We start from the raw sequence: 13,238 nt of genomic DNA on the forward strand, positions 1-13,238 counted from the left end.
TTATTTTCTTGAGAGTTAATGTTAATTTTTTGTATTTGACTTTAGACTTTAGGCTAATGTAAATTCGAAATCAGATCGCTGGAGCAGGGCGTAACCGATCCTGATTCCAGCTTTTTATTGTCTGGTTAATGAAATCGGTTTCCAAGAAATGAAGAAGGGCGTTGCAGCCTATTTGCCTGATTTTTTGGCGGCAGGTCGCGTGTGGAGTATCGCAGGAGCGCACTGGGCCACTTTTATGGAGAGACACGAATGAATATCACACCACAATGGATTAAACGCAGTGCGCTTGCCGTTGCCGTAGCATCTGCCGGCGTAGCCAGTTTTCCTACACTGGCACAAATTGAAGGAGCAACACTGCGGGGTAAGGTCGTTAGCACCGTTGACAACGCTGCGGGTAAGAAAGTCATGGCCCGTGATACCGAGCGGGGTTATGTGAACGAAACCACCACGCGCGAAGATGGTTCTTATGTGTTTGTCGGCCTGCGTCCCGGCACCTATCAGGTCATAGTTGACGGTGATGTGGAAGAAATCACATTAAGAGTTGGCCAGTCTGCGCGATTGAATTTCGATGTGGCAGCCAGCGAAGACGATATAGAAGTGATCACCGTATCTGGTACCCGTATTGAGGCGTTCTCAGGTGGCGAAATCGGTACCAACATTACGCCCGAAATGATGATGCGTTTGCCACAAAACAACCGTAACTTTCTCGCTTTCGCTGACCTCGCACCAGGCGTTCAGGTGAATACTGGCGCTGACGGCAGCGTGAGCTTACGCGGTGGTGCTCAGCATCAGCGAAGTGTGAATGTATTTCTCGATGGTGTGAGCCAAAAAGATTATGTACTTCAGGGCGGTGTCACCGGTCAGGATTCCAGCCGTGGTAACCCGTTTCCGCAGAGCGCCATTGGCGAATACAAAGTGATTACCCAAAACTATAAAGCCGAGTACGATCAGGTGGGGAGTACCGCAATTACCGCTGTTACCCGTTCTGGTACCAATGAATTTGAAGGGGACTTCTTTGTCGACTATACCGATGAAGGGTTCCGCGAGGCAGAACCTAATGAAACCGAAGGCAAAACCCGTTCATTAATCCGCCACGCCGGTGCAACGTTCGCTGGCCCGATCATCAAAGATCAACTGCATTTCCTCGCTTCCTATGAGAAGAAAACCATCGCACAGCCACAAGATGTGATTGGTGGTTCCGGCATCGACTTTGTCACCTTACCTTCTGAATACGCATCCAGTATTGGTCGTTTCGCGTCTGATTTCGAAGAAGATCTGTTTTTTGGCAAGATTGACTGGATGATTAACGCCGACCAGACCCTGGAAGCGTCGGTGAAACTGCGTGACGAAAGTGATGTTTCTGGTTTCGGTGGCGCCAATGCTTACGAATATGGCGTGGATCGGGAGGTTAAAGATCATCGTTATCACGTGAAATATACCTATACCGCTGACGCATGGCAGAATGAATTTCGTGTGACTTATGAAGACGCTGCATGGAATCCACGTGCCTTTACTGATGAGATCGGTATGCGACTGGAAACCGCAGAAAATCAATCAATTATTAATGTTGGCGGTGGCCAGGACTATCAGGAGAAAGGACAGAAAGGCTGGGGGATCCAGAACGATTTCACCTGGCTGGATCTGGAATGGAACGGATACCATGTAATCAAAGCCGGCATCAAATACAAAGACATTGAGCTTCGTACCATCCAGCAGCAGCCAATAAATCCGCAGTATTACTACAACGTTGAATTCAATGGCCAGGGCGAATTTGGTGTGGTTCAGCCTTATCGTGTGCAGTGGGGTATCCCCGCGAGCGGTTCCGTGGGCGGTGCCGTTGAAGCGAAGAACCGCCAGTTGGGGTTGTATATTCAGGATGACTGGGAAGTCACCGATCGCCTGACACTGAACATCGGTATTCGCTGGGATTACGAAGAAACGCCGAGCTACAAAAATTATCAGACCCCCGATGATTTAGTTGAAGCGCTGCGTGGCTGGGAGAATATCCAGAACGCGAATTACAACATCGACGACTACATCAGCACCGGCGCCGAGCGGGAGTACTTCACCGGTGCCTGGCAGCCTCGCCTGGGCTTCAGCTACGTGATGGATGAAGACAGGAATCACATGTTGTTTGGTGGTTATGGCCGCTCCTACGACCGTAACCAGTTTGACTTCATGCAACTGGAAATGAGCACCGGTTCATTCACCACCGCGGAATACTTCTTCCAGGGCGATACCGCCAACCCTTGTGATGCCTCTGCCACAAACTGTGTACCGTGGGATGCCTCGTATCTGACGCAAAGCGGCCTCGACTCGCTGATTGCCAGCACCGAAGTCCGCGGAACCCGCTATATGCTGCCGAACGATCTTAAGATGCCGTATTCCGATCAGATGAGCTTCGGTGTGCGCAGCGTGTTTGGTGACTGGAATACCGAAGTGAGTCTGGCCCGGGTAGTGAGTAAAAATGGCTTCAACTGGCTGCTGGGGAACCGTTTGCCAAATGGTGAATTCTTCCAGGAAGGCACTAATTGGGGAGCGCCTTGGGGTTACGGTATTCCAGAGTGGGGGAGTTTGATCATCGCCACTAACGATGGCGAAACCCGCGCCAACAACCTTTACTTCAAACTGAACCGCTCTCATAAAGATGGGTGGGGCGTGAACCTTGCCTACACCTTTACCGATGCAGAAGAGAACCGGGTTTACAGCGAAGTGTATGCCTTTGATTATGAAAGTGTAGGCGACTACGGCTGGAATAAATCCGTAGGCGTGCCGGACCATCGTGTGGTGATCACCGGTTCCTACGACCTGCCGTGGAACATTGCGCTCACCGCCAAGTACACCTGGTCGTCAGAGCGTATCTTCCAATACACCCTGTGCGACGATAACAACCAGTGTACCTTCGAGCGGGCTGAACCGTCGAAGAGTGGTTATTCCCGGTTTGATCTGGCTTTGAGCAAAGATTTTCCTACCGACTATCTTATTGCGAACTCTGTTGCATGGATTCGATTCGACGTGCAGAACCTGTTCAACGAAGACAACTACGGTAACTTCTATTTAAATCCGGACTTGGAAACCTTCGGTCAGCCAAACTACAACTCGGCTTCCAATGGCGGTATGCGTCAGTTGAAACTCTCTGCCGGCTGGCGCTTCTAAACCTTATCAATAAGCTCCTCTGAAGAGGACGATTTGCGGGGAAGGCTTTCTGCCCCGTACTTTTACCTGACGACACAACTTAAATACAACGACTTAAATCAGAGACCCGACAATGCGTTTATCACATTTTCTTCGCGGTATTTCCGCCGCAGCAATTCTGGCAATGCACCCTCCGGCGATGGCGGCTGACTGGACACTGGAAGGGTACGACAGCCATGTGGAGCTGAACTGGGATGCTCTCTATGAGGAAGGCACCCATTACCGGATTGATGTGTCATCCGACGGTGGTCAGAAATGGCAGACTCGCAAGGAAACCAACAGCAGTTTTGCGCTGGATTTTGTGCGTGATATGGGAGCGAACCTGCATCTGAAATACCGCCTGATGGCAGTGGAAGACGATAAAGCCACTGAAATTGCCAGTGGCACTGCAAGCACCCGGGATTTCACCGATGACGAACTGCTGAACATGGTGCAGAAATACACCTTCCGCTATTTCTGGGAATATGCTGAACCCTCCAGCGGCATGGCCAGAGAACGCATTCCGTTTATGGATGAAGACGGTGATATTGTAACAACTGGCGGTACTGGCTTTGGTATTGCCGCCATCATCACCGCTGCAGAGCGTGGCTGGATAACCCGGGAAGCGGCTGTCGCCCGGTTGAATAAAATGACTGACCATCTGGAACAATTTGAACGTTTTAAAGGTATGTGGGCGCATTGGTATACCGCTGACGATCTGAACGCCTTTAACTTTAGTAAGTTCGATGACGGCGGCGATATTGTGGAGTCTGCGTTTATGATGCAGGGGCTGCTCACTGCACGCCAGTATTTCGATAGCGATGACAAAGAAGAAAAGCGCCTGCGCCAGCGCATTACGGTACTGTGGGAAGACATGGATTGGCAGTGGTACACCCAAGGCCGAGATATTCTGTACTGGCACTGGTCGAAAAATTACGGCTGGAAAATGAATCATCCGATCAAAGGGTACAACGAGGCGCTGATCGTTTACGTGCTGGCAGCGTCATCGCCCACCAATCCAATTTCTGCAAAGCCCTACCATGACGGTTGGGCAAGCTGGGAAAATGAGACATTCCGCAACTACTCTGAGTACTACGGCATCACATTACCATTGGGTAATAAAGTTAACATGGGCGGTCCGCTGTTCTTTGCCCACTACAGTTTCATGGGGCTGGATCCAAGAGGCCTGCGAGATCGTTACGCCAATTACTGGGAACAAAACCGTCGCCACACGCTGATTAACCGGGCTTACAGCATCGACAATCCATTTGGTTGGGAAGGTTACGGCGAGGACTTCTGGGGTTTGACTGCTGGAGATATGGTACCCGTTGGCTACACCGCCCATGCGCCCGGCGCGGAGCGGGATCACGGTACTATTGCGCCAACGGCAGCGTTGTCGTCGATGCCATATACCCCGGAAGAATCGATGAAGGTGCTGAAAAACCTTTATCGCAACCACGGTAAGCATTTGTTTGGCCGAATGGGCTTTTTCGACGGCATAAACCTGAGCATCTCAGGCGATCCGGAAACTCAGGTGCGAAATACTTATCTTGCCATCGATCAGGGACCCATCGTGGGCATGATCGAAAACTACCGTACCGCATTGTTGTGGAACACCTTTATGAAAGACAAAGACGTTCAGCGTGGCCTTAAAAAACTGGGCTTCTCTGTTGATCGCAATGTGCGTGTTCGCCTCAATGCCAAAAGTAATCAGGAGCCTTCTTCATGAATTTTTCCAAAACCACTCTGGCCATCGCCCTTGGTGCAGCACTGGCGCTGACAACAAGCAGCCAACTGGTGCCAAATGTTCAAGCCCAATCTGCTAACCATGCTCAAGTATCTGAAACCGTCTGGCACGACGATAAACGGGCGATGGACAAAACCGTCGGTGAGCTGATGGCAAATATGACGCTGGAAGAAAAAATCGGTCAGATGAACCTGCTGACCAGTGGTTGGGATGTTACCGGTCCGTCCATGTCAGATGATTATCTGGAGCAGATTGAAGCAGGAAACGTGGGCGGTATTTTCAATGCGTTCACCGCTGACTATACCCGTAAGCTCCAGAAAGTGGCTGTAGAGGAAACCCGGCTCGGCATTCCGCTGCTGTTTGGTTATGACGTGATCCATGGCCACCGTACCATTTTTCCCATTTCGCTGGGTGAAGCGGCATCCTGGGATCTCGCAGCCATTAAAAGAGGTTCTGAGGTGGCTGCTGCTGAAGCCGCAGCTGACGGCATTCATTGGACCTTCGCGCCCATGGTAGATATCGCCCGGGATCCGCGTTGGGGGCGGGTTTCCGAGGGCGCCGGTGAAGATGTGTTTCTTGCCACTGAAATCGCCAAAGCCCGGGTTGCCGGTTTTCAGGGGGATAGTTTAATGGATACTGATACGGTACTTGCCTGTGCGAAACATTACGCCGCTTACGGTCAGGCCCAGGCAGGACGAGATTACAGCACCACCAATATGTCGGAACGGGAACTGTGGGATACCTATTTGCCGCCGTTCAAAGCGCTGAATGAGATGGGCGTTGCTACTTTTATGACCTCGTTTAATGAACTGAACGGCATTCCGGCGACGGGTAATAACTATCTGTTGCAGGATGTACTGAAAGGTCGCTGGGGCTTTGAAGGTTTTGTCGTGACCGATTACACGTCCATCAACGAAATGATTCCTCATGGCTACGCGGCGGATCTTGAACACGCGGCGGAAATCGCACTTAAAGCAGGCGTCGACATGGACATGCAGGGCGAGGCATACGTGAAAACCCTGCAACAGGCGCTGGAAAAGGGCACCGTTACCGAAGCTGAAATTGATGACGCGGTGAAGCGTATTCTGGAAATGAAATACCGGCTTGGATTGTTCGACGACCCTTATCGTTATTCAGACAACGAACGGGAGAAGTCGGTTATCGGCAAACAGGAGTATCTGGATGATGCCCGGGATGTGGCGCGTAAATCGATGGTACTGCTGAAGAATCATAACGACATTCTGCCACTGAAGAAAAAAGGCCAGCGCATTGCCCTGATTGGCCCGCTTGCCGACAGCAAGGAGGACATGATTGGCTCATGGGCCGCCGCTGGAGACCGCTATGATAAGCCGGTGACGCTACTTGAAGGATTACGGGAAAAGCTGGGCAAAAATGCCGACCTGCTTACTGCCAGGGGGGCCAGCTACGATATCGGTTCGAAGGATAATTCCGGGTTTGATGAAGCGATGCTGGTTGCACGGCAGGCCGATGTGATTGTGCTGGCCATGGGCGAGAAATGGGACATGACCGGCGAAGCCGCCAGCCGTGTTTCGCTGGATATGCCCGGTACCCAGCTGGCGCTGATGAAGCAGTTAAAGCAGCTTGGCAAACCCATGGTGCTGGTGATGATGAATGGCCGTCCGTTAACCATTAACTGGGAACAGGAAAACATGGATGCCATTGTTGAAGCCTGGTATCCGGGAACGATGGGCGGACACGCTATCGCTGACGTGCTGGTGGGCGATTACAACCCGTCAGGAAAATTACCGATTACTTTTCCCCGTTCTGAAGGCCAGATCCCGATTTTTTATAATATGAAAAATACCGGCCGCCCGTATGATGTGGATGGCGCAGAGCAGAAATACCGCTCCCGGTATCTCGATGAAGCGAACACGCCGCTTTATCCGTTTGGTTTCGGTCTCAGCTACACCTCCTTCAATTACGGGGAAGTCAGCGTTTCCAGCGAGACGCTGGATGCCGGTAGCTCGGTGACAGTCTCTGTCAACCTGACTAATTCAGGAAAACGGGACGGCGAGGAAGTGGTGCAGCTGTACGTTCATGACAAGCTGGGCTCGGTAACCCGTCCGGTTCGTGAATTGAAAGGCTTTCAGAAAGTGAAATTGAAAGCCGGCGAGAGCCGTGAGGTAACCTTTGAGCTGACCGCTGAAGACCTGGCGTATCATCGTGCTGACATGAGTTACGGTTTCGAGAAAGGCCAGTTTGATGTGTATGTGGGTGGTAACTCAGACGCGTCTAAACGGGCGTCATTTACGCTCACTGAATCCGGCCAACTGGCAGTGCCGCCACCTTCTATGCGTGGCACATTGTGAGTGATGAAGGTAGGCCGTAATGCCATTCGCAAATTATGGCCTCGCCTATTTGTGGTAGTTCCGTTATGCTCCTGCCATGCATTTTTAAAGGAACTACCATGAAGTTTTCTCCCGTTGCTCTTTTGCTGACATCAGCCTTTCTGTTCAGTCAGTCTGCCTCTTGTGAAACCAGCCCTGTTGAGCCGTCAGTGCTGTCCTCTGGCCTCAAAACCCTTTCTGCCGACGATATGGAAGGACGTAGAACCGGCTCTGAAGGATCTGAAAAAGCCCGTGAGTACATTTTGGATAGGATTCATGCGACAGCCTTTAAAGGCAATGTGGATGTGGAAGTGCTGCCATTTGACGTTCAACCTCGAAAAGAGGGGGAAGGAAAAGTGATTCAGGGCATTAATATTCTGGTGCATCTCGAAGGCACCGGCGATTCTGACAAGAGTCTGATTGTGACGGCGCACTACGACCACGTTGGTATCAACAAGGGCGAGATTTATAACGGTGCCGATGACAATGCGTCCGGCGTGGTGGCGGCACTGGCGGTAATGGAAACCTTCGCCGCGACTCCGCCTGAGCATGATGTGTGGATCATTTTCCCGGATGCTGAGGAAATGGGATTACAGGGCAGCCGCCATATTGCCGCGTCGCTTGATAAGCACGGCATCGACAATCCGGCTCTGGCGATTAACTTCGACATGCTGGCGCAGAACACCAAAGACGAGCTGTATGTTTCCGGCACGTATCATAATCCGGCACTGACACCACTGATTGAAGAACTTGCAGCCCGGGCCAGCATTCATCTGCTGATGGGCCATGATAAGCCGGAAGATGGTCATCAGGACTGGACGATGCAGTCGGATCACGGTTCTTTCTTTAAGCAGGGCATCCCGTTTCTGTATTTCGGTGTGGAAGATCATCCGCACTATCACAAACCCAGCGATACCTATGAAAATATCCCGCTGGATTTCTTCTATCGTTCTGTTGCGACGGTGGTGGATGCGGTGACGTTTATTGAGGAAAAACTGGATGAAATAACCTTAACGTCTGACATCACATCAAGCTGACTACGCTGGCCCGATGCCAGTCATCGGGGAGGTATGCCATTCGCGCGACAGCGCAGAATGGCATATTAAGCGTGACAGATTTACCCGACTGAATGAGGAGCTGGGATTAATTTCTGCTCTACCATGGCCTCCAGATGAGCGATAAGGTCATCGTCAGAACGCTTTTGCATTTTAGTAAAGCCATGCTGACGGGCTTTTGTGACATCAAACACGGCATCAGTTTCTACGTTAAAGATGAAATCACCGAATGCACCCTGCGCCAGCGTGGAAATGTCATCTATTTCCAGTTCATATTTTGTCGCAATATCCTGCCATAAATCTGCTGAAGCTTCGTTCAACCTCTGCTGCAAACTGATAGGCTGAGGTTCGCCCACGTCCACGCCAAACCAGTAGGCCAGTTTTGGCCAGACATGCTTCCAGCGGAACTGATCGCCGTTGGTTACATTAAATGCGCCCTGATGATTATTCAGTGCTGCCCACACCACAGCATCACCCAGCACTTCTGCACTACAGGTATTTACCAGTACATCGAAAGCCGTACTGGTTCCCGGAAACTGCATGGCAACGCCAAGATGCTTGCAAAGTGTGCCGTACACACCAATCAGGTTACCCATGTTCATGGCAGACCCCAGTGAATGTCCAATCACGATGTCAGGCCGCAGAGCGGTCCAGGTAATGCCTTTGGCTGTTAGTGTGCGGGCAAAGTCCTCATGTTCAAAATACAGGTTTGGCGGAAAATGCCGGCTGTCATCTTCCCGGGCCGGTGTTTTATAAACCCCGAGATGGGCGCCATAAACCTTCCCACCCTGTAAAAATATCACCTGCTTGAGATCGGCACCGGAAGCAATAACAGCGTTAATCAGATTGCGAAACATATCGCCGTTTTCGCGGGCTTCTGTTTTTGGATCATCAGAAGGCTTCAGGGCCGCATAAAAAATATGGGTAACCTGCTTAAGAGAGCCGCTCACTGCTTCCAGTGCATCCGGGTCGAGTAAATCAGCTGATAAATGTGGCTCATCTTCCACCCCTGAAGATGAGCGACTAATTGTGGAGAAACGCCACCCTGACTTTTTCAGGGCGTTAATAGCGCCGCGTCCGGTAACACCAGAACCGCCGGCGATGAGCATGTGAGTCATAAAGTCTCCTGTTAGTTGATGAGGAGCAAAAATGAAATCTGTCGTAATGAAGCGGGGGAGATCAGACTACCCGACCGCCGCCATCCACATTGATTACGGTGCCATCAATAAATCCGTTTTCCAGCACAGTCAGCGCAGCATGAGCGAGATCATCCGGCTTGCCAACCCGTCCTACCGGGAGTTTTTCAGAAATATCATCAAAGAAACCGGCTTTTTCACGCTGATTCATCGATGCCCAGGTTTCACTGTCGACTATGCCGGGGGAAATGACATTAAAGCGTTTTGGCTTCATTTCGATGGCAAGGTTAGCCACCAAACTTTCCAATGCCATGTTTACCGTACCGACCAACGAAGAGCCTTCGCCTTGACGATAGGCGGCAAGACCTGAAAAGAACAATACTGAACCTGTAGGTTTCAGGTGTTTATCTGCCGCCCTGGCCAGATTTACCGGTCCATATAATTTACTGCCAAGCATGTTATCTATATCTTCGTCTGTCAGTTCAAGGAACGGTTTGAATGCCAGGTTGGCCGCGGTAGAGATAATATGGTCGTAAGGGCCTTCTGCTGCCAGTGCGTCGTTAACCTGCGCCCCGTCTGATACGTCCAGTGAATAGGTACCAATAACGTTATCGCCAAGGTCTTTCGCTGCGGCGTCGAGCTTTTCCTTACTGCGACCAGCCAGTACCACTCGGGCACCTCGGGCAATGGCCATTGCAGCAATCGCTTTGCCCATACCAGATCCACCTCCAACAATAAAAAGTGTTGCGCCAATCAGTGCACCGTTACCGTCGCCGCCTCGTGTTATTTCAGTCGCCATCATAATCTCCTTCGATTGTGTGATGCCGGATAGTCTAAAATCTGAAAAAATAAGAATAAATAAGTCATACAAGAACGCTTTATTCAAAATGAGTGAATAATGGATAGACTGGCATTACTGAAAATATTCGTGGAAATCCATGATGCGGGTTCTCTGGCAGCAGTGGCTCGGCAACGAAATATCGCCCCTTCTGCAGTAACACAGGCGTTGCAACAGCTTGAGCATGAGGTGGCAACCTCGCTGGTTGTACGGACAACGCGGACAATGCGATTTACGCCGGAAGGAGAACGCTTCGTTGAGGACTGCCGGCGAATTATCAGAGAGTTGGACGACGCCATTGATGCTATGACAGACAACGGACCGCTGCGCGGTAGTATACGCTTTACCACCACAAACGATTTTGGCCGTACCCGGTTGCCATCGCTCATTGATCGGTTTCTGCAACGGCATCCTGAAGTCAGCATAGATATGAACCTGACTGATGGCGTGGTGGATTTAGTGGATGAGGGATTTGATTTTGCTGTTCGCACCGGTCCTCTGGAAGATTCGCGACACAAAGCCCGGCTTCTCGTTAATCAGCGAAGACTGATCTGCGCCTCTCCGCGATACTGGGAAGAGCATGGAATGCCAGAACATCCGGATAATCTCAGTACCCATAATTGTCTGGTATTATCCCGGCCCGGCAAACCGCAAAGCGAGTGGTATTTTAGTCAGGGGAAAAAACGGTTCTCGGTAAAAGTATCCGGTAACCGTACCACAAACGACGGCGGGGCACTGCGGAACTGGGCGATAAGTGGTGCTGGCGTGGTGCTCAAATCCGCCATCGATGTAGCTGAAGATATTAAGGCAGGCAGACTGGTAAGTGCACTGGATGCGTATACCTCTGAGGCCGTCAATTTGTATGCCGTGTATCCCGGCAGCCGCTCACCTTCCCGCAGAGTAGTAGCGTTAATGGATTATTTCTCAGATAAACTGCGGTGAGCCAACCCGGAGGGTAACATGACAACAATAACTGAAAGTCAGAAGTTAACCGCTGAAATTCGCCGGTGTACTCTCTGCGCTGGCGATTTCAGCCATGTTCCGAATCCGGTGTTTCAGTTCAGCGAACATGCCCGCATTCTGATCATCGGACAGGCACCGGGTATCAAGGCGCACGAAAGTAATAAACCCTGGAACGATGCCTCCGGCGACAAACTGCGTAGCTGGTTGGGCGTAGACAGAGAAGAGTTTTATTCCGGCCTGTTCGCCCATATGCCCATGGCATTCTGCTTCCCAGGTTACAAAAATGGTGCGGATGCGCCGCCGCCAAAAATTTGTGCCGAAACCTGGCATGCTAGCGTGATTAAACAGTTAAACCCAGCCCTGACTATCCACATTGGCCGCTATTCCCAGCAGTATTACTTGCCACAATTTAAAACCCTGACCCAAGCCGTAGAAGCGACAACACAATCTCCAGGTAACCGCTATGTATTGCCTCATCCGTCAGGGCGGAATAACCGCTGGCTGGTACGTAATCCATGGTTTGAAGCCCGCAGCCTGGCAGTGCTGCGAGAGTCGGTGGGCGCTTTGTTAAAGGAGTAATATCGTTCAGGCTTTCGGTGGCTCTTCACTTGCCTTCAGTGCCGCTTTCTCTGACTTTTTATTGAAGCTGCGCAGATAGCAATATCGCCATAGTTTCTCAAACGGTCCCTGACCGAACGTATTTATAACCACGTTTGCTAGCAGCATTTGAATAGCAGTAAATACCACAACGATGAAAAGCAAATCGGTTCGCGTCATGGTTTCTTCAAACCCAGGGTTAACGTGGGGCATTATCGCCCGGAACAGTATCGCCATGCAGATGGACTGCAACAAATATAAAGAGAACGCCATACGACCACAATTGCGTAACGTACTGTACAGCCAGTTTTCCTTTTGCTGGCATTTTACTAGTAGGTGCGCGTACACCAATGCCACAAATATCGCGGAAATCGATGACAACATCACCGCGAATTCTTCCATATATATCGACTGTAATATCAGCGGTTGCATGGCGAGCAGTGTACTTGCGATACCGGCGATAAGGATTTTTCTGAATAACTGCGGGCTGAAACCATTGACGAAAAATCCGCTTCGGAACAGGTACACGCCCAGCAACATCAGGCCAAGTGTCTGCCATATCATCACAATGCAAGCGAATACCAGAAACGCCAGCGCCACACCGCCTTGCGCCAACATCTGAATGATGTATCCGCCACGCCACACGGACAACTGCTCTTGATAGTTGTTTGAACCGCGTATCATCAAATCGTCCGGCGAGGAAAAAACAAGCATGGCGACGAACATAACCAGGATGACGGCGCCTCCAATAATCAGAAAGTTACGTGCCTTCATCATTAATGCTGCATTGTCATTCATCAGATACTTTCTCGCGACCATGCCGCAAATCGCGTAGTACATCAGAATGTCACCCCCGAAAATAAACAGCGCGTGCAATGCGCCGAATAGGAGCAACCAGTTAAGTCGGGTTTTAATAAAAAGCGATGGGTCGTACTTATTTTTCTCACAGCGCCCGTATTGAATGGCTAATCCCGCGCCAAACAAAATACTGAACAAAGTACGAAACCGGCCGTCGGCAAAGATGAGTTGCAGAAAACTCACTATTTGGTCGGCTAACAAGGGCGGCGCAAAATGCGCATAGCCCACTAGCATATTCACATGATACGGAATGTTCATGATGAGAATACCAAGAATGGCAATGCCGCGTATGGCGTCTAGGGAATGTAGTCGCATAGTCAATCCTTTTAGAGGTGCCTTTTTCCTTTTTTACAACCTCTATAGAATAACCTGAATCCGATCAAACTTTGCACCATGAGACTGCAAAGCAGCCAATAACACTGAACTAAAATGGACCAAATGGTCTGATTTTTGTGTTTATTTTAATCTAACTTTATGAATTTGATGGCTTTAAATTCATGGCGCGATTAATGCTCGCTTGTT

Annotated in this window: 9 protein-coding genes; 6 read left to right on the plus strand and 3 right to left on the minus strand. The window is 50.5% G+C overall.

The genetic code is table 11. The annotated features are described in order from the left end of the window. Window positions 1-249: 249 nt before the first annotated feature. The 4 genes from ACXAGX_RS04810 (at window position 250) to ACXAGX_RS04825 (ending at window position 8,306) form a co-directional block, all read left to right on the plus strand. Window positions 250-3,156, plus strand: a complete 2,907-nt coding sequence (locus tag ACXAGX_RS04810) for a TonB-dependent receptor domain-containing protein (protein ID WP_474836923.1) — start codon at window positions 250-252, stop codon at window positions 3,154-3,156. Window positions 3,157-3,268: 112 nt separating this feature from the next. After that, the gene (locus ACXAGX_RS04815) at window positions 3,269-4,903 is read left to right on the plus strand and encodes a glucoamylase family protein (protein ID WP_474836925.1); all 1,635 of its coding nucleotides are present in this window, start codon (window positions 3,269-3,271) and stop codon (window positions 4,901-4,903) included. Continuing rightward, window positions 4,900-7,251 (plus strand): glycoside hydrolase family 3 N-terminal domain-containing protein, encoded by a 2,352-nt coding sequence (locus ACXAGX_RS04820; RefSeq protein ID WP_474836927.1) that lies wholly within the window; start codon window positions 4,900-4,902, stop codon window positions 7,249-7,251. The genes ACXAGX_RS04815 and ACXAGX_RS04820 overlap by 4 nt, the downstream gene beginning before the upstream one ends. Window positions 7,252-7,349: 98 nt before the next feature. Then, a complete protein-coding gene (locus ACXAGX_RS04825) occupies window positions 7,350-8,306 on the plus strand; it encodes a M20/M25/M40 family metallo-hydrolase (protein ID WP_474836929.1) in 957 nt (318 codons plus the stop codon). Between the two features lie 80 nt (window positions 8,307-8,386). Here the strand turns inward: ACXAGX_RS04825 and ACXAGX_RS04830 are convergent, their stop codons facing one another. Then, a complete protein-coding gene (locus tag ACXAGX_RS04830) occupies window positions 8,387-9,442 on the minus strand; it encodes an SDR family oxidoreductase (RefSeq protein ID WP_474836930.1) in 1,056 nt (351 codons plus the stop codon). 61 nt (window positions 9,443-9,503) lie between these two features. Then, window positions 9,504-10,259, minus strand: coding sequence for an SDR family oxidoreductase (locus ACXAGX_RS04835; protein ID WP_474836932.1), 756 nt, complete (start codon window positions 10,257-10,259; stop codon window positions 9,504-9,506). Between the two features lie 99 nt (window positions 10,260-10,358). Between ACXAGX_RS04835 and ACXAGX_RS04840 the strand changes: the two genes are divergently transcribed. Together ACXAGX_RS04840 and ACXAGX_RS04845 are read left to right on the plus strand one after the other, a co-directional pair. Beyond that, on the plus strand, window positions 10,359-11,240 hold the full coding sequence (locus ACXAGX_RS04840; protein WP_474836933.1) for a LysR family transcriptional regulator: 882 nt from the start codon (window positions 10,359-10,361) through the stop codon (window positions 11,238-11,240). An 18-nt stretch (window positions 11,241-11,258) separates the two neighbouring features. Further along, window positions 11,259-11,840: a uracil-DNA glycosylase family protein gene (locus ACXAGX_RS04845; protein WP_474820603.1), complete on the plus strand. Its 582-nt coding sequence runs from the start codon at window positions 11,259-11,261 to the stop codon at window positions 11,838-11,840. 6 nt (window positions 11,841-11,846) lie between these two features. Here the strand turns inward: ACXAGX_RS04845 and ACXAGX_RS04850 are convergent, their stop codons facing one another. Beyond that, a complete protein-coding gene (locus ACXAGX_RS04850; protein ID WP_474836935.1) occupies window positions 11,847-13,031 on the minus strand; it encodes a DUF418 domain-containing protein in 1,185 nt (394 codons plus the stop codon). Between the last annotated feature and the right edge of the window lie 207 nt (window positions 13,032-13,238).

It is taken from the genome of Alteromonas sp. ABV4_515 (assembly GCF_056160345.1).